This window comes from Pacificoceanicola onchidii (assembly GCF_004804335.1).
Classification (GTDB): Bacteria; Pseudomonadota; Alphaproteobacteria; order Rhodobacterales; family Rhodobacteraceae; genus Pacificoceanicola; species Pacificoceanicola onchidii.
The window spans coordinates 288,040-308,977 of record NZ_SRXY01000004.1 but is presented as its reverse complement, the minus strand read 5'-3'; the positions used below and the strand labels follow the sequence as shown (position 1 = coordinate 308,977).

The 20,938-nt window shown below is 59.4% G+C and carries 16 protein-coding genes; 10 read left to right on the top strand and 6 right to left on the bottom strand.

Annotated elements, in window-relative coordinates; translation table 11 throughout:
- Positions 1 to 39 precede the first annotated feature (39 nt).
- A complete protein-coding gene (gene secA / locus E4662_RS12810; protein WP_420819266.1) occupies positions 40 to 2,796 on the bottom strand; it encodes a preprotein translocase subunit SecA in 2,757 nt (918 codons plus the stop codon).
- A gap of 138 nt (positions 2,797 to 2,934) precedes the next feature.
- Between secA and E4662_RS12805 the strand changes: the two genes are divergently transcribed.
- From E4662_RS12805 to mutT, 3 genes are read left to right on the top strand one after another with little or no spacing between them, the layout of a single operon-like run.
- Positions 2,935 to 3,783: a peptidylprolyl isomerase gene (locus tag E4662_RS12805; RefSeq protein ID WP_136441968.1), complete on the top strand. Its 849-nt coding sequence runs from the start codon at positions 2,935 to 2,937 to the stop codon at positions 3,781 to 3,783.
- The gene (gene argJ / locus E4662_RS12800) at positions 3,784 to 5,010 is read left to right on the top strand and encodes a bifunctional glutamate N-acetyltransferase/amino-acid acetyltransferase ArgJ (RefSeq protein ID WP_136441967.1); all 1,227 of its coding nucleotides are present in this window, start codon (positions 3,784 to 3,786) and stop codon (positions 5,008 to 5,010) included.
- A gap of 25 nt (positions 5,011 to 5,035) precedes the next feature.
- Complete coding sequence (gene mutT / locus E4662_RS12795) at positions 5,036 to 5,434, top strand: 8-oxo-dGTP diphosphatase MutT (RefSeq protein WP_136441966.1); 399 nt, start codon at positions 5,036 to 5,038, stop codon at positions 5,432 to 5,434.
- A gap of 394 nt (positions 5,435 to 5,828) precedes the next feature.
- Here mutT and infB read toward each other — a convergent pair whose 3' ends face one another.
- Genes infB through rimP form a run of 4 tightly spaced genes read right to left on the bottom strand, consistent with a single transcriptional unit; the run spans position 5,829 to position 11,153 of the window.
- The gene (infB, locus tag E4662_RS12790) at positions 5,829 to 8,309 is read right to left on the bottom strand and encodes a translation initiation factor IF-2 (protein ID WP_136441965.1); all 2,481 of its coding nucleotides are present in this window, start codon (positions 8,307 to 8,309) and stop codon (positions 5,829 to 5,831) included.
- Positions 8,310 to 8,318: 9 nt separating this feature from the next.
- Complete coding sequence (locus E4662_RS12785; RefSeq protein WP_136441964.1) at positions 8,319 to 8,954, bottom strand: RNA-binding protein; 636 nt, start codon at positions 8,952 to 8,954, stop codon at positions 8,319 to 8,321.
- 7 nt (positions 8,955 to 8,961) lie between these two features.
- Entirely contained in the window at positions 8,962 to 10,581 is a 1,620-nt protein-coding gene (gene nusA, locus E4662_RS12780; RefSeq protein ID WP_136441963.1) for a transcription termination factor NusA, read from the bottom strand.
- 5 nt (positions 10,582 to 10,586) lie between these two features.
- Positions 10,587 to 11,153, bottom strand: a complete 567-nt coding sequence (gene rimP / locus E4662_RS12775) for a ribosome maturation factor RimP (protein ID WP_136441962.1) — start codon at positions 11,151 to 11,153, stop codon at positions 10,587 to 10,589.
- Positions 11,154 to 11,321: 168 nt separating this feature from the next.
- On the opposite strand from rimP, the gene E4662_RS12770 reads away from it, so the two are divergent.
- Complete coding sequence (locus E4662_RS12770) at positions 11,322 to 11,885, top strand: hypothetical protein (RefSeq protein ID WP_136441961.1); 564 nt, start codon at positions 11,322 to 11,324, stop codon at positions 11,883 to 11,885.
- On the opposite strand, the gene E4662_RS12765 is transcribed toward E4662_RS12770, so the two are convergent.
- The gene (locus E4662_RS12765) at positions 11,882 to 12,829 is read right to left on the bottom strand and encodes a heparin lyase I family protein (RefSeq protein ID WP_136441960.1); all 948 of its coding nucleotides are present in this window, start codon (positions 12,827 to 12,829) and stop codon (positions 11,882 to 11,884) included. The genes E4662_RS12770 and E4662_RS12765 overlap by 4 nt on opposite strands.
- Positions 12,830 to 13,169: 340 nt before the next feature.
- Between E4662_RS12765 and E4662_RS12760 the strand changes: the two genes are divergently transcribed.
- Genes E4662_RS12760 through E4662_RS12740 form a run of 6 tightly spaced genes read left to right on the top strand, consistent with a single transcriptional unit; the run spans position 13,170 to position 20,930 of the window.
- Positions 13,170 to 14,489 (top strand): nucleotide sugar dehydrogenase, encoded by a 1,320-nt coding sequence (locus E4662_RS12760; RefSeq protein ID WP_136441959.1) that lies wholly within the window; start codon positions 13,170 to 13,172, stop codon positions 14,487 to 14,489.
- Between the two features lie 11 nt (positions 14,490 to 14,500).
- Positions 14,501 to 15,976, top strand: a complete 1,476-nt coding sequence (locus E4662_RS12755; RefSeq protein ID WP_136441958.1) for a glycosyltransferase — start codon at positions 14,501 to 14,503, stop codon at positions 15,974 to 15,976.
- 18 nt (positions 15,977 to 15,994) lie between these two features.
- Positions 15,995 to 17,185, top strand: coding sequence for a hypothetical protein (locus tag E4662_RS24100; protein WP_168797969.1), 1,191 nt, complete (start codon positions 15,995 to 15,997; stop codon positions 17,183 to 17,185).
- A 22-nt stretch (positions 17,186 to 17,207) separates the two neighbouring features.
- Complete coding sequence (locus E4662_RS12750) at positions 17,208 to 18,629, top strand: mannose-1-phosphate guanylyltransferase (protein WP_168797968.1); 1,422 nt, start codon at positions 17,208 to 17,210, stop codon at positions 18,627 to 18,629.
- Between the two features lie 22 nt (positions 18,630 to 18,651).
- Positions 18,652 to 20,181 (top strand): NosD domain-containing protein, encoded by a 1,530-nt coding sequence (locus E4662_RS12745; RefSeq protein ID WP_168797967.1) that lies wholly within the window; start codon positions 18,652 to 18,654, stop codon positions 20,179 to 20,181.
- Complete coding sequence (locus tag E4662_RS12740; protein WP_136441955.1) at positions 20,178 to 20,930, top strand: hypothetical protein; 753 nt, start codon at positions 20,178 to 20,180, stop codon at positions 20,928 to 20,930. The genes E4662_RS12745 and E4662_RS12740 overlap by 4 nt, the downstream gene beginning before the upstream one ends.
- Positions 20,931 to 20,938: the final 8 nt, after the last annotated feature.

Here is a 20,938-nt window from a genome sequence, read left to right as displayed (position 1 = left end):
GATCTGCCCGTTGCCGCCGGGCAGATCAGATCAACGCGCTTAAGCCAGCTTGCCGTGGCAATGCTTGAACTTCTTTCCGGAGCCACAGGGACACAGATCATTGCGTCCCGGATTGCCCCAGGTAGACGGATCGTTTTCGTCAAAGCCCTCGCGCGGTTGCAGCGAGGCTTCGTCCACCGCCGTGGGCAGAACAGCTTCGCGTTCCGGCTGGGCATCCTGTGCCGCGCGCTGCATGGCAGCCTGCTGCTGGGCGAGCTGCTGCATCATCGCCTGCTGCTCTTCCTGCGTCATCGGACGGACCTGGCTGAGCTGCTGCGTGACTTGCTCACGCAAGCTGCCCAGAAGGCTCTCGAACAACTGGAACGCTTCGTTCTTGTACTCGTTCAGCGGATCGCGCTGAGCGTATCCACGGAAGCCAACAACGGAGCGCAGGTGCTCCAGCGTCAACAGGTGCTCGCGCCATTTGGAATCGATGGTCTGCAATAGAACCTGCTTCTCGATCTGGCGCATGGTGTCGGGTCCAAAGGCCTCGGTTTTCTCCGCCATGAGCGCGTCAGACGCCTCTTCAAGACGTTCACGCAGAACGTCCTGATCGACACCGTCTTCGTCGGCCCATTCGATCACGGGCTGATCAATGCCCAGCTTTTCGATGCAGGCCGCGTAAAGACCTTCCGCGTCCCACTGTTCGGCGTAGGCCTTGGGCGGGGCGTAGATGTCGACCAGTTCATTGATCACTTCGTGGCGCATATCCTGAATGATCTCGGACAGGTCCTGCGCTTCCATGATTTCGCGGCGCTGGGAGAAGATCACCTTGCGCTGATCGTTCATCACGTCGTCGAATTTCAGAAGCTGCTTGCGGATGTCGAAGTTGCGCCCCTCGACCTTCGCTTGCGCGCGCTCCAGCGACTTGTTCACCCAAGGGTGCACAATCGCTTCTCCTTCTTTCATGCCAAGCGTGGAGAGCACTTTTTCCAAACGTTCGGAGCCGAAGATACGCATCAGGTCATCTTCGAGCGAGAGATAGAAAGACGAGCGGCCCGGGTCACCCTGACGGCCAGAGCGGCCGCGCAGCTGGTTGTCGATGCGGCGGCTTTCGTGACGTTCGGTAGCCAGAACGTAGAGGCCACCGGCGTCCTTGACCGCCTGTTCGTCTTTGGTGTGTTCCTCTTCGATCCGGGTCCGGATCGCCTCGGGGTCGGCGTCCGGGTCAGCCGCAATGGCTTCCATGATCTTGAACTCGACATTGCCGCCGAGTTTGATGTCCGTCCCGCGCCCGGCCATGTTCGTTGCGATGGTCACCGCGCCGAGCTTGCCCGCGTCGGCCACGATCTGCGCTTCCTGCTCGTGCTGACGCGCGTTGAGCACGTTGTGCGGCAGTTTCGCGGCTGTCAGCATCTGGCTGAGCATTTCGGACTTCTCGATGGAGGTGGTCCCCACAAGCACCGGCTGGCCCTTCTCATGGGATTCGCCGATCTGTTTGACGATGGCCTCATACTTTTCACGTGCGGTGCGATAGACCGCATCGTCGTCGTCGATCCGGGCAATCGGGCGGTTCGTCGGAACCTCGACCACGCCGAGGCCGTAGATTTCCATGAACTCCTCGGCTTCGGTTGCCGCGGTACCGGTCATGCCGCCGAGCTTGTCGTAAAGGCGGAAGTAGTTCTGGAAAGTCACGGAGGCGAGTGTCACGTTCTCAGGCTGAATCTGGCAACCTTCCTTGGCCTCGATGGCCTGGTGCAGACCTTCCGACAGGCGGCGGCCGGCCATCATGCGGCCGGTGAATTCGTCGATCAGGACAACTTCGCCGTCGCGGACAATGTAGTCCTTGTCCTTGGTAAACAGCTTGTGCGCGCGCAGACCCTGGTTGACGTGGTGCACAACCGTGGTGCTTTCCGGATCGTAAAGCGTCTGGCCTTCAGGGAGCAGACCGCGGGCGAGCAATTGTTCTTCGAGGTACTCGTTGCCTTCATCGGTGAAGGTCACGTTCCGGGTTTTTTCGTCGATGGTATAGTGCTCATCCGACAGTTCCGGGATCAGCTTGTCTACACCGACGTAGAGATCAGAGCGGTCATCGGCGGGGCCGGAAATGATCAGCGGCGTCCGCGCTTCGTCAACCAGGATCGAGTCCACCTCGTCGACCACGGCGAAGTAGTGGTCCTTCTGGTTGATCTGACTCAGCTCCGACTTCATGTTGTCGCGCAGGTAATCAAAACCAAGCTCATTGTTCGTGGCATAGGTCACGTCACAGGTGTACGCGGCCTTCTTCTCGTCTTCGGGCTGGCGCGGATAGACCACGCCGGTAGACATGCCCAACGCGCCATAAACCTTGCTCATCCATTCAGCGTCACGCTTGGCAAGGTAGTCGTTGACCGTCACGATGTGCACGCCGCGCCCGGTCAAGGCATTAAGATACGCCGGGAAGGTGGCGACGAGGGTTTTGCCCTCACCGGTCTTCATCTCGGAGATGTTGCCCTGATGGAGGAAGATGCCCCCCATGAGCTGCGTGTCGAAGGCGCGCAAGCCAAGCGCGCGTTTCGCGGCTTCGCGGCAATTTGCGAAAGCTTCCGGCAGGAGCTTGTCCAGATCCTCGCCTTCAGCGACGCGTTTTTTGAATTCTTCGGTTTTGGCAATCAGGCCCGCATCGTCGAGTTTTTCGAACTCGGCCTCCAGCGCGTTGACCTTCTCGACCAGTGGGCGTGTTGCCTTGATCTTGCGATCATTCGGGGTGCCGAACACCTTGCGCGCGATTCTTCCAAGCATGCCTGTCGTACCTGTTGCCATCTTCGTGTGCGGCATCTGCTTGCCCGCCTCGCACACAGCCCATATGAAACAGGGGAACGACCGGCCACGCAGAGCCTTTTGGGCATGTAAGGGGCGGGCCGAAGAGTGTCAACGCCGCCCGTGTCGCGGCCCTGTCTGAAAGGACAAAACAGGATGTTTAAGTCACGCAAAACGCTCATCGCGGCCGCTTTGATGGTCGCTTCGGCGCTGCCCGCATGGGCCGAAGACACGAATGCTTCGACCGTGGTTGCCACGGTGGGAGACACGCAGATCACGGTTGGTCACATGATCGCGGTCCGGTCCACTCTGCCCGAACAATACCAGCAGCTCCCGGCGGACGTGCTCTGGAAAGGTATTCTGGATCAATTGGTTCAGCAGGAGGCTATGGCCCAGGACGATCTCGCGACAGAGACTCTGCGGGTGCGTGTTTCGCTCGAAAACGAGCGTCGTTCGCTGCTGGCTTCCGAAGCGATTGCAAATGTCGCAGAGCGCGCCGTAACCGAAGACGCCATCAAAGCGGCCTATCAGGCTCAATACCTGAACGGTGAAAAGGGGCAGGAATACAATGCGTCTCACATTCTCGTGGAAACAGAGGAAGAAGCCGCAGCGATCCTGACTGAAGTCAAAAGCGGTGCGGATTTTGCGGAAACGGCCAAGGCCAAGTCCACAGGTCCATCGGGGCCGAATGGTGGAGAGCTTGGCTGGTTCGCGGCAGGCATGATGGTCGAACCGTTCCAGAAAGCGGTTGAGAGCCTCAACCCCGGCGACATCACCGGTCCCGTTCAGACACAGTTTGGTTGGCACGTCATCAAGCTCAACGACACCCGGACACAGGAAGCTCCGGAACTCGAAGCCGTCCGCGAGCAGATCATGGGCACGTTGCAGCAAGAGGCGGTTTCGGAATACATCGACTCGCGTGTGAGCAGCTCGGATGTCTCCGTCAAAGACAATTCCTCGATTGATCCGTCCATCATCACCAACTTCGACCTTTTGGAGGACTAAGTGGCCAATTCCGCGCCTGTCTCGCCGCTCGCCCCGGAGCGTTTCCCGACCTTGCCCGTCATCCCCGGTGTCCGCTTTGCCGCGGTTGAAGCGGGTGTGAAGTACGAGGGGCGCAAGGATGTCATGCTTGCGCTGCTCGATCCTGGAAGCGTGTTGGCCGGGGTGTTTACCCGGTCTGCGACCCGGTCGTCGAACGTGCTCGATTGTCAGGCCAAGATCGGCAAGGACAGTGATGCAGGCGCGGCCATTATCGTCAACTCCGGTAACTCCAACGCGTTCACCGGGCGGGCCGGAGACGGCTCCGTCGCGGCGATTTGTGAAGCGGTGGCCAAGGTTACCGGGCTTCCGGCAGAGCGTGTGTTTACCAGCTCGACCGGGGTGATTGGCGAACGCCTGCCGCATGATCGCATCATTTCAAAGCTGGACGATCTGAGTGCCGCCCTTGATGACACGGCGCTGGATCAGGCTGCACAGGCAATCATGACCACGGACACCTTCCCCAAAGGGGCGACGGTATCGGTGGATATCGAGGGTCGGCGCGTGCATATCGCCGGGATCGCCAAGGGGTCCGGCATGATCGCGCCGGATATGGCGACGATGCTTGTCTATATCTTTACCGATGCGGTGATTTCGCGCGAAGCTTTGCAGGCGATGGTGAGCCGTCTTAACGCCCTCACTTTCAACTGCATCACCGTGGACAGCGATACGTCGACTTCAGATACCCTCTTGATGGGGGCGACGGGAACGTCCGGCGTGGACGTTACGGAAGAGCCGGCGTTCGAAGCGGCCTTGCACGAGGTCATGCGCAATCTCTCGCACCAGGTGGTGCGCGACGGCGAAGGCGCAACGAAGTTCATTACCGTTCAGGTTGCGGGAGCGGCGTCGGATGCCGATGCCCGGACTCATGCGCTGGCCATCGCCAACTCCCCGCTGGTCAAAACCGCAATCGCGGGAGAGGACCCGAATTGGGGACGCATCGTGATGGCCGTTGGCAAATCCGGTGCAGCTGCGGATCGGGATCTCTTGTCCATTCGGTTCGGGGATGTGCTGGTCGCCGAAAACGGTTGGGTTGCCGAGACCTATCGTGAAGAAGACGGCGCCGCACTGATGAAGCAGCCAGAGATCGATATTTCGGTGGATATCGGTATAGGGCAAGGCTCGGCGACCGTCTGGACTTGCGACCTGACACACGGATACATCACGATCAATGCGGATTATCGTTCTTGATCAGATGTTTGTTTAGAGGGCTGTCATGAAAACTGTTCTGGTTTCAGCGGTTGCGCTGATCGACGCCGATGGGCGCGTTTTGTTGGCGCAGCGCCCTGAGGGCAAATCCATGGCCGGTCTCTGGGAGTTTCCCGGCGGCAAGGTGGAGGCAGGCGAAACGCCGGAAGCCGCGCTGATCAGGGAACTCCAGGAAGAGCTTGGGATTGATACGTGGTCCAGTTGCCTCGCGCCGCTGACCTTTGCATCGCATACCTACGAGACGTTTCACCTTTTGATGCCGCTGTTTGCCTGTCGCAAGTGGGACGGTATTCCGCAAGCACGCGAAGGACAGGTTTTGAAGTGGGTCGCGCCAGGCAATCTGCGGGATTACCCCATGCCGCCGGCCGATATTCCCTTGATACCGATTCTCAGAGACTGGCTCTGAATCGCCTCCCGTATCGGTTGATCGAGCCATTTTGTTGCCGAGACGGGCAAAAGCACAAAATTTCCGCCAGTTTTGTGGGCTTTTGTGACGGTTTGTTAACTGACATTTATAGATTCAATGACAGAATCCTCTTATCTTGGACGTACTCGTTGACATGGGGGAGAAATGTCATGTTACGCACTGTGATTTTGGGGAGTTGCGTGTCAGTTCAGGGTCTTTTGGAGAAGACTCTGCCTGATGGCCGTATCTCCGTACGAGTTGGCGACAGAATTTACACCGGTTTGCCTGTTGGCAAAGCTGCCTGAGCGCGCCGTTTCCACGACACTCACAACGACATGCTCAAACAAAAAAGGCGCTCGTTTCGGAGCGCCTTTTCTTTTGTGTGTGCAGGGAGTTAGTCCAGCGAGCGTTCGATCTCTTCGCGTTCGAAAATCTCGATGACGTCGTTCGGACGAATATCGTCGTAGTTTTCGAAGGCCATACCGCATTCCTGGCCGGAAATAACCTCGGCAACCTCGTCCTTGAAACGCTTGAGCGTCTTGAGCGTACCTTCGTGGATAACCACGTTGTCGCGCAGAAGGCGCACACCAGCGGAGCGGCGTGCAACGCCTTCGGTAACCAGACAGCCCGCCACGCGGCCAACGCCGGTAACCTTGAAGGTTTCCTTGATGGTTGCGTAACCGATGAAGTTCTCGCGGATCTCGTTCGACAAAAGGCCGGAAGCCGCTGCTTTCACGTCGTCCACAAGGTCATAGATAACGCTATAGTAGCGGATTTCGACACCCTTCTGGTTCGCTGTGTTGCGCGCGGAGGCGTTAGCACGGACGTTGAAACCGATCACCGGGCAACCGGATGCTTCGGCAAGGCCGACGTCGGTTTCGGTGATCGCACCCACACCGGAGTGCAGCACGCGCACGCGTACCTCCTCGTTGCCGACCTTTTCCAGTGCCTGAACGATGGCTTCGGCAGAACCCTGCACGTCGGCCTTGACCAGAACCGGCAGCTCGCTGACGTTCTCGTCTTCCTTGGCCTTTTGCATGAGCTGCTCAAGGGTCGTCGCGGCACCGGCGGCGGCGCGCTTCTCCTTGGCCACGTTAGCGCGGTACTCAGCAATCTCGCGGGCTTGCGCTTCGGTCTCGGTCACGTTCAGAACGTCACCAGCCTCGGGCGTCCCGTTGAGACCAAGCACCTCGACCGGAACCGACGGACCCGCTTCCTTGACGCGCTCGCCCTTGTCGTTGATGAGTGCGCGGACTTTACCGTACTGCTCGCCCACAACAAAGATATCGCCCTGACGCAGCGTGCCGTTCTGTACGAGAACGGTGGCAACGGGGCCGCGACCCACGTCAAGCTGCGCTTCGATGACAGCACCTTGCGCGGCGCGGTCCGGGTTCGCCTTGAGTTCGAGAATTTCCGCCTGAAGCGCGATGGCTTCGAGCAGTTCGTCGAGACCCTGGCCGGTATGAGCTGAGACCTCGACGTCCTGAACTTCACCGGACATCTCTTCCACGATTACTTCGTGCTGGAGAAGATCCGTGCGCACCTTGGTCGGGTTCGCGGTGGGTTTGTCGACTTTGTTGATCGCAACGATCATCGGCACTTCGGCCGCTTTGGCGTGATTGATCGCCTCAATCGTCTGCGGCATGACCGCGTCGTCCGCGGCAACCACCAGAACCACGATGTCCGTTACCTGAGCGCCGCGCGAGCGCATGGAGGTAAAGGCCGCGTGGCCGGGGGTGTCGAGGAACGACAGGGTGGTGCCGCCGTCAGTGACGACCTGATACGCGCCGATGTGCTGCGTAATACCGCCAGCCTCGCCGGCGGTGACCTTCGCGTCGCGAATCGCGTCGAGCAGGGAAGTTTTGCCGTGGTCGACGTGGCCCATGATGGTGATCACGGGCGGACGGCCTTGCAGGTCTTCTTCCTTGTCTTCGACTTCCTTGATGACGTCTTCGACGTCCGCGTCGGAAACACGGGTCACAGAGTGACCGAACTCTTCGATGATGAGCTCCGCGGTGTCCTGATCGATGGTCTGGTTCTGCGTCGCCATGATGCCGTTTGTCATCAGCGCCTTGACCACATCGGCCACGCGCTCTGCCATGCGGTTGGCAAGCTCCGCCACGGTGATCGCCTCGGGCAGTTGAACGTCGCGTACGACCTTTTCGCGCTGCTGAGTGCCGCCCATCGCCTTCTGACGCGCACGCTCCTGCTTGCGCTTCATCGCGGCCATGGACTTCTGGCGACCGCCTTCGCCGCCAAGCGCCTGATTCAGGGTCAGCTTGCCGGAGCGGCGCCCATCGCCGCCACCCTTCTTGCCACGGCCGCGGTCGTCGCGGTCCTGGCCCGGGGATGTCCGGCGCGGGGCCTCTTTCTCCTTGGGTGCCCGCGCGGTGCGCGGTGCTTCGGCGGGAGCAGGCGCGGCTGCAGCGGCCTTGGCGGCTTCCGCCGCTTCGCGAGCTTTGCGCTCTTCTTCCTCGGCCTTGCGCTTCAGCGCTTCCTCGGCTTCGCGCTGCTCACGTTCTTTCTGTTCTTTTTCGGCGCGAAGACGCTCACGCTGTTCGGCGCGCTTTTTCTCTTCTGCTGCACGTTGCGCAGCTTCCTCAACCTCGCGGGCCTTGGCTGCTTGCAACGCTTTCAAGCGGCGTTCCATTTCCGCGTCGGAAATACCTGCGGGGCGTTTCGCGCCGGATCCGCCAAGGGCTCCGCCGCCCACGCCTTTCGCTCCGCCTGCGCCCGGCTTGGGCACGACGACTCGCTTGCGCTTGGTTTCCACCACGACGTTCTTGGTCCGCCCGTGGCTGAAGCTCTGCTTCACGTTCCCCGAGCGGGCGCCACCGCGCAAACCCAATGTTTTCTTACCGTCGTTATCGCTCATGAAGCTTCTTTATCCTTTCCGCTGGCCCCTGCCAGCGCGATCCGCATCGGACGTTCCGATACGTACACCCTTCAATCGTTGGGCTTCCTCTACAACACGACGCGCCAGACCGCCAGCGCCAAGCGCGGCGTGTATCACAGTTTGTCGCCCGAAAGCCATCCCAAGCTCATCTGCGGTAAGCCAGCCGATATAGGTTCCGCCATAGGGCGTACTCAATTTCGACTTGCCGCGGCTGGAGCCGTCTTCTGCCTGAATCAGGACGGTGGCCTCATCTTTGTAGAGCCAGTCCTTTACTTTTTCGTAACCAGATACCGCGTCCCCCGATTTTCGGGCAAGGCTGATCAGATCAATCACACGCCGGGTCAACATCTGTTCGATGCTTTTGACAAGCCCGTCAGGCACGGTCACCGACTGTTTCGCCGCGCGGGAGAAAAGGCCCTTTTGGGCCGCTTTCTCGAGAGCCGCTGTCTGAGACGCAACATATAGGCCGCGTCCCGGCAGTTTACCAGCAAGATCCGGTACAATCTGCCCATCGGGACCAACGACAAAGCGGATCAGGCCGGATTTCGGCTGTGCCTCGCCCGTGGCGATGCATTTGCGCTCCGGCCCGTCCTCACGGGCTTTGTTCTGGCCACCACGGCTCATGATCAGATCAGGCCTCGTTCTCTTCGGTTTCGCCGTCTTCGGCCTCTTCCTCGGTCTCGGCTTCCAGCTCAGTCGGATCAACCCAGCCCAGCAGGACGCGTGCGGTCATGACCATGTTCTGCGCCTCTTCGAGAGACACATCGTAGGGCTCCAACAGGCCGTCGTCCTTCACGCGCTGACCATCGACAGAGGTCCAGCCACCGGCCAGTTCCCAGTCTGCGCAGGTTGCGAAGTCTTCCAGCGTCTTCACACCATCCTTGGCAAGAGCTTCGACCATCTGAGGGGTCAGGCCTTCGAACTCGATCAGGCTGTCTTCGGCACCCAGTTCACGGGCCGATTCCAGCGCCTTGCGAGCCTGCTCTTCGAGGAACTCGCGGGCACGGGTTTGCAGCTCATTGGCGGTGCCTTCGTCCACACCGTCGATGACCAGCAGTTCGTCCACTTCGACGTATGCCACCTCTTCGAGGTTGGTGAAGCCTTCGGAGACCAGAAGCTGAGCAAAGAACTCATCGAGGTCCAGCGTGTCCATGAACAGGCGGGTGCGCTCTTCGAATTCTTTCTGACGACGGGCCGATTCCTCTTCCTCGGTCATGATGTCGATGTCGAGGCCAGTCAGCTGGCTAGCGAGACGCACGTTCTGACCGCGGCGGCCAATGGCCAGCGAAAGCTGCTCGTCCGGCACCACGACTTCGATGCGCTCTGCATCTTCGTCCAGAACCACCTTCGACACTTCTGCGGGCTGAAGCGCGTTCACGAGGAAGGTCGGCATGTCCTCGTTCCACGGGATGATGTCGATTTTTTCGCCCTGAAGCTCGTTCACAACCGCCTGCACACGGGAGCCGCGCATACCAACGCATGCACCAACCGGATCAATGCCGCCGTCAAAGGAGATAACGCCGATCTTGGCGCGGGAACCCGGGTCGCGGGCCACGGCCTTGATCTCGATGATGCCGTCGTAGATTTCCGGCACTTCCATCTTGAAAAGCTCAGCCATGAATTCCGGCGCGGTGCGGCTGAGGAAGATCTGCGGGCCACGAGTCTCGCGGCGCACGTCCTTGATGAAGCAGCGGATGCGGTCGCCGGGGCGATAGCTCTCGCGGCCGATCTTCTCGTTGCGGCGCAGGATGCCTTCGCCACGGCCCACGTCCACGATGACGTTGCCGTATTCCTCGCGCTTGACCACACCGTTGATGATGGTGCCGGCGCGATCCTTGAACTCTTCGAACTGACGGTCACGCTCTGCTTCACGGACCTTCTGCAGGATCACCTGCTTTGCGCTCTGTGCTGCGATCCGGCCAAGCTCCACCGGCGGGACTTCCTCAACAAAGGTGTCACCGACCTGCGGGTCAGCCATGTACTGTTTGGCCTGCTCGACGGTGAACTCCGCCTGATAGTTCTCAAGCTCTTCCTCTTCGACCACGGTACGCACGCGGGTGAAGGTGGCCTTGCCGGTGCGGCGGTCGATCGACACGCGGATGTCCATCTCGGCCCCGTAGCGGGACTTCGCAGCGCGGGCGAGAGATTCTTCCATCGCTTCGACAACCAGACCCGGGTCGATCATCTTCTCGCGGGCCACGGCCTCGGCGGTTTGCAGCAGCTCAAGCTGGTTGGCAGAGGTGATTGCCATCTGAATTACTCCTCCTGGGCCCCGTCGGCCTCGATCTCATCGAATTTGGATTCATCAACAGGCGCAGCCTTGCGGGCGCGCAGCATTTCCTTGATCAGCTCATCGGTCATCACGAGCTTGGCTTCGGCAAGCCAATCGTACTTCAGGCCCACGGTGCCTTCGTCCATGTTAAGCAGCACCTCGCCGTCTTCGACACCGGCCAGAACGCCGCGAAAGCGTTTGCGCCCGTCGATCAGATCGGCGGTCTCAATCTTGGCCTCATAGCCTTCGTAGGTCTCGAAATCCTTGAGGCGGGTCAAAGGCCGGTCAATACCCGGGCTGGAAACCTCAAGGTTGTAAGCATCGGTAATCGGATCTTCGACGTCGAGCGTGGCGCTGACGGCGGTGGAGATGTTGGCGCATTCGTCCACTTCTATGCCACCTTCAGGGCGCTCTGCCATGATCTGCAGCGTGGGCGTGTTGCCCCCCATCAGGCGAATACGGACAAGGTCAAAACCCATGTCCTCAATCACCGGGGTCAGAATCTCGGCCAGACGCTTGTCTATCGCGGTCTTGGCAATCAGGTCGGTCATATGTCTGTCGTCCCATTCGGGCGGTTGGATACGGTACGGTTGTCCGAAAACAAAAAAACGGGCCAGCGGCCCGTGTGATCGTCTCCGGTGGGCGGCGGGTTTGGACCCCAGCGCCTCGCTGTTGAGCGGGATATAGGCGGACTGCCGGTCAAAGGCAAGAGGATTCCCATGGCCGCAATTGGCCCGCCTCAAATTAACCATGATTCGCAGCGGAGGCGGAGCGCATTGGTTCTGATCGCAGAACAGTTTTTCGCGATTCTTTCGGTTGTTCCCTCTGTCAATCCAATCCTGCCGCCAAATCGACAGATTTCGGCCCAAATTCAGTTTTTTCGCCACATTCCCGCCGCGAATGATATTGCTCGAAGCCGGGTTTGGGGGCAAAAAGAAACGGAGCGAAATAATGGTGTTTCTTCTTGCCATGGTATCTCTTGCTGTTCTGGACCGGGTGGTCCTTGCAAGGGTTTGCGACAAAGCCGATCTGCCCGGCTGACGTCCTTTGACCGCAAGTTGATCCATTTTTTTCGTTCGAACGACACAGGAGCTGCCCCTATGCGTACCGAATGCCACACGGTCCCGACGCAATCCCTTGCTATTCTGCCTCTGGCGGATGAAGCCGTTTTGAAAGTTGTGCCACAATCCGGCCAGTTCAGCGGCAAGGCGCAGATCAAACGCGTCGGCGATGCGCTGGTCTTTGCCTATCCTGACGGCACTACGGTGCGACTGGCCGTTTAATCCAGCGGCTCCGCGCCCTCGGCGTCCAGCATCATCGGATCCACCTCGGCGCGCGATGCGCCGATGCGGAACTCATCATAATAGACCACAAGCGTTGGTTTTGGTCTGGTCCCGTGACGTTCTGACCAGCGCTTGGTGTAACTCGAAAAAATACCGCGCCTATGACCGGGTTGATCGCTTTCGAGAAGGCTGCTTGGGGATAGGATCGGCCCTGAGTAATCACATTTCAACGTTCCATTGACCCAAACCCGCAGGTATCCATCCGGTTGCTGCGAGAAGTTTGTCTGCATCACAAGATCGACCCAACGGCGCTGCATGGCCTCCATGTCAAACAAACGGCAAACGTAGCCGTTGTTCTCGGCTTTGCCCCAACCGAACGTGCGGCGCAGGTCTTCCAGTTGTAGAACAACATCGCCCTTTTCGCGTTCAGGACCGGCGCAGATGGCCGGGCGACAGGTCGTCCAGTCACCTTCATCTTGCCCAAGCTGGATGATCCGGACCGCAGGGCTGGCATCACCGCCCATGGTCCATTGCCCGAAGACCAGCCTGAGAGAGTCATCGCGGCGGAACGAGGGCACCGTGGAGTTGTAGAAACTCCAGCCGAACCAGGTTTCCTCTCCAACTTTGCCAATCTCGCGCGTGTTGCTCAGTTGAAGTTCGGCCCTGTAGCGCGGATTGCCGCAATCACTGCCTCCGCAATCGCCCTCGCGCAGTTCAAAGCGCTCTGCCTTGACGCCGCGCCGGATCGGGGCGCCATCGGCAGCGTTAGCGTGCCGGAAATTGTGGGGTGCCGGGCTGAAAAGGCGCTCGTACCCCTTTGGTGGATCATGGGGATTCCGGGTTTGTCCGGTCAGCTCCGCGAGACGTGGCAAGGCGTTCATGGATGGAACGCAGGCCGAAACAAGGGCGGCAAATCCCATGATGCAGAGGCGGCTTGCGCGCATTGTCTTGCCTCCGAAGGCCTTATCCAAGATCGTGTGGGCGAAGTATAGGCGGCTACGAAATGTGGTGCAATCGGCGAATGATAGGGGGTGCGGAGTTGGGCGTGACAATACCTCTGAATTAGTTAACTGATTGTTAATAATGAGTTTTGCGCCAGTTAGGTCAGGCGTTGTGCGCTTTGAAAAAAATGTAAAAAACCCAATAACTGTAGCCACTTGAACACAGCACCCAAAAAGTTAACGGCTTTTCTGCGGCGCGCTTGCGAGGTAACAATTCTGCCTCATACTGGCCCCAATCAAAAAGCATTGCGTAAGACAGTGCTAACAAATTGAGGCAAATATCATGGCAAGGATCAGTGTCTTCGGCATTGGTTACGTCGGTGTTGTGTCGGCTGCGTGTCTCGCGCAGGACGGCCACGATGTGATCGCAGTTGATGTCGACCAGGGGAAAATCGATGCAATCAATGCGGGGATGTCCCCGATCGTGGAAGAGGGGATCGATGATCTCGTCCGCGAGATGGTTGCAAGCGGCAAACTTCGCGCAACGATTGATTTCGCCAAGGCGATCGAAGAGACGGACCTTTCGTTTGTCTGTGTCGGCACGCCTTCGGCTCCGGATGGCTCTGTTGGCCTGTCCTATGTGACTTCGGTTTGCGAGACGATTGGCAAAGCGCTGGCGAACAAGGATGCCTATCATTCGGTGGTCATCCGCTCGACCATCGTACCGGGTTCCACTGAAACGGCCTGCATCCCGGTCCTCGAAGAAACTTCCGGCAAGACCGCCGGCAAGGATTTCGGCGTAGGCTACTACCCCGAATTCCTGCGCGAGAGCACCGCGATTGCGGACAGCTACGATCCGGGTCTCGTTGTCTTTGGCTTCATGGATGAGCCGACCGGCAACATCCTCGCGGAGTTGAACAAGGACATGCCTTGCCCGGTGAACAAGGTGGATATCCGCACCGCTGAGATGGTGAAATACACCTCCAACACGTGGCGCGCGGTCAAGGTGACTTTTGCCAACGAGATTGGCAATATCGCCAAGTCCTGCGGCATTGACGGTCAGACGGTCATGGAGATCCTCTGCTCTGACAAGAAAGCGGCCATGTCGCCCTATTTCATGCGCCCGGGCTTTGCCTTTGGCGGCTCTTGCCTGCCAAAAGACGTGCGCGCGCTGCGGCATCTGGCCAGCCAGAACGATACACCGTCGCATCTGCTGAACGCGGTTCTGGAAGCCAACGAGGCCCAGATCGCCCGCGCTGAGGCCATGGTCGAAAAGAGCGGCGCAAAGCGCGTCGGCTTTGTCGGCATCAGCTTCAAGCCGGGCACCGATGATCTTCGGGAAAGTCCGCTGGTCAGCCTCGCCGCCCGTCTCATCGACAAGGGCATCGAGGTCGACATCTACGACCCCTTCGTCAAGGAAGCCTACGACAGTGGCACGCCGGGCGCGGGTCGTGGCAATGAAAGCGTGCCGAACCTCGAAGGGCGTTTGGTCGGCGATCTGGATCAGTTGATCAACGATGCCGGCGCCGTTCTGGTGGGCAACTACTACAACGAGACCGTTGAAAAGCTGAAGGCAGCGTCGAAGGCGCGGCCCGTGGTCGATCTCACCCGCCTGCACCGCGACATGGTGACGTCGGACCAGTACGAAGGCATCTGCTGGTAACGCCGGTGACGATGGCCCTCACACATATCGCCTACTTCTCGGTCATCTACCTTTTGGTGTCCGTGATCCCCCAGGGTTTCCTGGGGGAACTTCATGGTGCGACCAACGCGGTCTTCATCGTGGGGTTCTTGGGGATGTGGCGCTATAGCTGGGCGCTGACCAACTTTGCGCGGGCCATCTACTTTCGCCGGATTCAATACCCGATCTGGAAGCGCCGTCACAACGCGCGCTTCTGGAACAGCGGTGTGAAATCGCACTGCTACTTCATGGTCACCACCTACATGGTGGATATTGACGTGACGATCATGGTCTACCGCCGCCTGTTCGAAGCCGCTTCCAAAGCGCGTGACGGGGCGACGATTGTGGTGTCTGCCGTGGACGGCAAAGACGTGCGCCTGATCCGGCAGCTCTACGAGTCGTCAAAGTTCGACATGACCAATGTCGAGCTGATCATCGACCGCATCAAGTCCTCCGGCAAACGCGACGCCATGGAAAAGGCGCTGCGCATTCTTGCGGACAAAGCGCCGACAAAAGACGACATCATGATCTTTGTCGATGGCGATACTGTGGTGCCAAAGGACATCTGGGCGCAGGCCGCGCCGTTCTTCTCTGACCCGCGCATGGGTGCGTTGACCACGGATGAAGCGGCGATCATCGACAAAGAGAACCTGTTCAAGGACTGGTTCACCCTGCGCTTTAATCAGCGGCAGGTGATGATGTGCTCCATGGGGCTCGGCAATCGCGTGCTGACCCTGACGGGCCGCATGTCCGTTTTCCGCGCCTGCCTCGCGACGAACCCCGGGTTCATCAAGGGTGTCGGTCAGGATTATCTCGATCACTGGCGGCTGGGTCGGGTGAACTTCCTCACCGGTGATGACAAATCAACGTGGTACTGGCTGCTGCGCAATGGCTATCAGATGGCGTACCTGCCAGACGTGCAAAGCCAATCTGCCGAAGGCCAGCCGCGCGATACCTTCTACGACAGCGCCAAGACGCTCATGGTCCGTTGGTTCGGCAACATGATGCGCACCAATGGTCGCGCGCTGCGCGAGTCGCCGCGCAAGATTGGCTTTTTCACGTGGTGGTCGATCCTCGATCAGCGCGTTTCGATGTGGACCACGCTTGTTGGCCCGATTTCCGTTCTGGTCGCCGCCATCACGGTGACGCCGATGGTCATCCCGCTTTACATCGCGTGGGTTCTGGCCACGCGCTACCTGTTTTGCGTGGTCATCGCACTGTTCAATGGGGAGTGGTTCCCCGTCACACATCCGCCGATTCTGTTCTTTGGTCAGATCGCCGGCGCAATCATCAAGACTTTTGTTCTCTTCCGTTTGGACAAGCAGAAATGGACGCGGCAAGGCAGCGGAGGCGGCGGTGCGAAACTGTCTGTCTACGACCGGGTGAAAGCCTGGGAATCCTTTGCGCATCACGCTTTGGCCCTGTCGTGGCTGACCGTGGCGATCATGTTTCTGAATACGGTGGAATAGGGACAGTGAGGGGCTCACATGGCTAACGATATATTCCGCACCGATACAAGCGACCCGGAGAAACTCGGGGAACCTGTTGAAAGCGCCCAGCTGTCCATTCCGCAAGATTTTGTGCAGCCCGGTGTCAGCGTGCAATACGCCTATGGTGCAGCAACCGCGGAAGCGGAGCAACCTTCCGAGCCCGTTTCGAAGGCCGCGTCGTTGCCCGTCGACTTCGGTTATGACGACGAGCATCCGCTGCTTGACGTGCCGTTTTCGCTGTCGATCAACGGGCAGCGTTACAGCGGTGAGACAATCTCGCTCATGCAGATGCATGCGACCTGCGACCAGGGTTCGCGCCTTGGCAAAGGCACGCATCACGTGGCGATTCTGCATTTTGCCTTTGAGACGTTCTCGGTCACGCTGCATCCCGAAGTGACGGTGCTGTCCGAAGCCGAAGACGGCGCGTCGGTCTTTCAATTTGCCAATCCGACCGGTCATCACCTGCCGCAGCTGCGCTACATTCTGAACAGTTACATCGCCGGTGATTTTGTCAGCATCGACGGGATGGTCAGCTACACCGGTCCGACCGAACCGAAAAAGCCAAAGGCCGAAGCGGGCAAGAAATCGATCGTGGACCGTGTGCGTTCGATTGGCGTGGCTGCAATCTCAGGATTGCTGATTCTCACGGCGGCTTTTGTGCTGTTCACGCGCTACACCACAGCGCATGAAATGCACCCGGTTTTTGTCGAGCGGTCGGGGCAGATGATGCGGGCAACGGCGCCCGGTCAGATCAGCTATCTCAACCCCGAAGCCGCCAAGGGAGAGGTGGTCTTTTCTATTAACGCGAACACGGGCGACGTGCTCAACTTCATGATGCCATGTGATTGCGAAGCCATTGTTTCTAAAAACATTTCCGAGGGCGCAACTGTCCTTCAAACAGACTTAATTCTGACAATTTTCGTTAATACTTCTGAAATCAGAGTGCAGACTCTGATGAGCATAGAAGGGCTGAACAGGGCGATGAACGGGGACGTGGTTACCATGGATCTGAACGATGGACGCAGTGTCCGCGTTGATGTCATCGCCAGCGAAGCGACCACCGCAGCAAGCATGCGCGGCGATCTCTTCGTACCGGTCGAGCTTGTTCCGGAAGAGGGGGCTCTCACAAGCGAGGATATCGGCAAATCCGCCCGCGTGCGGCTGTCGAAAAACCTCATCGGGCTATGAGCATGAGAAGCGAGACCACCCAATGACCACTATCTATCCCCTGATCATCTGCGGCGGCAAAGGCACCCGGCTCTGGCCGCTGTCCCGGACGCAGAGTCCAAAACAGTTTCAGAAGATCAGTGGACCGGAGTCCTCGACGTTCTTTCAGGTCGCGGTTCAGCGCCATTCCGGACCGGTCTACAATGACCCGGTGATCGTGACCGGCGTGACCCATCGCGGCACGGTGGTGAAACAGCTGCGCGAGATTCAGGCCAACGCCCAGATCATTTGTGAACCGATGGGGCGTAACACGGGTCCAGCCGTTCTGGCCGCTGCACATGCCATTGCCCGCAAAGATCCGAACGCTCTCTTCGTGGTGGTTCCCGCAGATCACATCATTGAAGGGCCGCTGACCGAAACCGTCGAGTCCTGCATTTCCGCCGCGCAGGCCGGGCATATCATTACCTTTGGTATTCCACCGCGCTATGCCGAGACCGGGTTCGGCTACATCACTGATGCCGGCCCGATGGAAGGCTTTGACGCCATTCGCCGAGTGGGCGGTTTTGTCGAAAAACCGCCGCAGGACGAGGCGCAGGCGCTGATCGATTCGAAAGCGGCTTACTGGGCCTCGGGCCTGTCGATGTTCTCGGCGCAGACGATCATCGACGAATATCAGAAGTTTGACCCGCGCACGGCAGCCTATGTGGCCGATTCCGTCGAGTTTGGATCGCAGACCCCCGAGGCGCTGTACCTGAACGAGGCCGATTTCGCGGAAGCGGCATCGAAGCCAACCGAGGGCGTTGTCTTCGAGAAAACGGACCGTATCGCGCTCGCGCCGCTTGACGTGTCCTGGGATGATGTCGGCAGCTGGCTCGCGATGTACAACATCTCGGCCCAGGACCAGAACGGCAACGTCCTGCAAGGCGACGTGATCGCTTTGGACGCCATGAACACCATGGTGCGTGCGGATAGCAGACTTGTGTCCGTGGTTGGTCTGACCGATGTGATCGTGATTGATACGCCGGACGCGTTGCTCGTGGCCAAGATGGATGAGACGCAGAACGTCAAGAAGATCGTTGAAGAACTGAAGTCCCAAAGCCGGACAGAGACCGAAGTGCACGCCGAAGCGAAACCGGCCATGGTGCCCTTCGAGAAGCAAAAGGAAGTGGCGCGACTGGTGGAATCCGACAACTTCCACCTCGGTACTGCCGAGATCGAAGTGGGCCGGACGGTCATTCTCGACAAAGGCCCGCGCAACCGTCAGGTCATCGTGGTGCAGGGCTCTGTTCACGCAACCGGCCCGGGCTGGAGCAAGACGGCAACCGAAGGTGGCCGAATCTATGCGGATGAGAACGGCCCGATCCGGATCGTCAACAGCGGCGAAGAGAAGGCCGAGCTTCTGTTTGTGACCCTTGAAAAGCTGGACGTTGGCGATCTTCCTTTGCCGATGGCGAGCAATGCCTAGCGGTTTGGCGCGGATATGGCGTGTGGCTTTCGGAGCCGTGGCCTTTCTCTGCGCCGTGATTGCGGTGGCAGCCCCAGCGCGGGCTGCGCCTGATTTTGAGCTTCTGGCCCTGAACCAGAAGCTGAAGAATCTCTCCGATCTGCTGGAAAACGACCCGACCGCACGGCGCTTGTCGCTGTCGCAATTGCTCTTGCGGTCGCAGTTGAACGGCCTGACGCCGGAACTGCCGGGGCCCGGTTCCCAGCATGCAATTGAAGCGCCATTTCAGCCTGCAGCGGGAGAACTGGCGCGCGCCAGTGTGGCGACGTTTCGAACCGCGCTTGCCCTGCTGGCCCAAGTTTACAGCGGCAAAGACAATCTCGATGTGGTTCTGGCGCATCCCGAAGGAAAAGCAGACGCGCTGTCGTTCCGGGGCGGCGTTGTTACGCTCGATCACATTCGCCAGATGCTCCGCGCCACCGGACTGCAATCAACCATGCGCGAGGGACAGGATATTCTGCGCGTGCCGATTGTCTTGTGGGAAGACACGGTGTTGAAGCTCGGGCCGCACGATCGTTTGCGGCTGAGCCGATTCGATGGGGCTTTCATCATCAGCTTCGGGCGGGTCGAGATTGACCGTGCCCGGATCTCGTCCCACGGCGAAGCCAACCCGACCAGTAAAGACTTTTTCCCCTTCCTGACCGTTGGCGGCGGTGGCTCGCTGCATGCCACAGGCGCCAGTTTCGAGGGCCTGGGTTTCGGGGGCACTCCGAAGTTCTCGGGCGTGTCTGTCGTGGCGCACGCGCTCATGCCGTCAACCGGCCAGACCGTGATCACCGACAGTCATTTCGAAGCGGTGCATACGCTTTCCGTGGCGGGTGTGTCTGATGCCGTGGTACGGGCGAACCGGTTCTATAACATGCGTCACAATGCGCTGATGTTGTCCTCTGCGGTAAACGCACAACTGTCCGGCAACCTCTTTTTCGGGGATGGTCCAACCAACGCGGTGCGCATTCTCGCGGGTTCTGACAAGGTGGCGCTGCACGGAAACGTCCTGTTGCAGGGGGATCGTGCCGGGATCGTGGTTCAAGGCTCCAGCGATCAAGTTGAGGTGGCGGGCAATGTCATCTGGCGTCGCAGCGGTGGTGCGATCAAATACGTGCGCACGCGGTGCGGCGTCATCCGTGACAACGTCATTCTGTACAGCCGCCAGAAGGGTGTCGACGTACGCACCAGCGACGGCGTTTTGATTCAGGCGAACACCATCAGCGACAGCGGCAGCGCAGGGATCTGGATTTCGGCGCAACCGAAAGGCGCGCAAACGCTGGTCAGCGGAAATAAACTGCAAGGCAATCAGGCGGGTTTGGCAACGGCGACGGGTGGGGAGATCCTGCTCTCTGGCAACGATTTCTCCAATCAACTTCCAAGGCTCGTTGATGGCGACATCACCCCGCGCAATCAGGTCTTTGCCCGTGACTTGCGCGGCCGGACACCGATGGTCGTGACTGCGGCCGAAGCCATCCCGAGCGAAGACCTGGCTATGCCGACCTGCGCGGAAGGACGGTGGCAATGATCCGGGCTGTCCTCTGTTTTGCGCTGTGTTTCGCAGGGTCGACGACAATAGCGCAGACCATACCTCTGCCGTTCTCGGACAGCGTGGAGGCCCGCCAGGTCAGCGTGGTCGTCACGCCGGATCGGCGCAGCATGAAGGGGCTTCCAACCCATCTTGTGCGCGCCCGCCGCGCCATGCACGCGAAACAGGATGTGTCGGATGCGGACCTGCGCGCTTTGGCGGAAAAGGGCGATGGCCTCGCCGCGCAGCGATACGTGCGCCGTCTCGTTGCGCAGGGCAAAGCGCGCTCCGAAGCATCGGATGTCGCCTATTTCAGCGCCGTGGCGGTTGGAGCCGGGCGCGTGTGGACTTTGCCCGACATGATCGAGGCGATGCATCACCTCAGTGCGGAAACGGAGCCACGCAAGCGTATTTCGACCTACATCAAAGTGCTCTATGCGCATGCTTGGGCAGGCAATACGCTGGCTTTGGACGCGGTGGTGGCGTTCAACGGGGACGATAAGCTGTTTGGGGCTCTGAGTGAGCGCACCCGCGACAAGATCCTCGCCCAAGGCAAGCAGAACGCGGATGGCAAGGTCGAGCTACGGATGGCCGTCGAGATGCTGGAGCAGGGTTCGCTTAGTGAGCAAGAGCGCGCCCGAACGCGGGACTTGCTGGCCAAGGCGGCAGCGTCCGGGCATCTGGGGATCATGACAACGGCAGAGAATTTGATGGCTCAAATGGACCGGGAGGCCGCTGCGGATGGCTGACGGTCAGA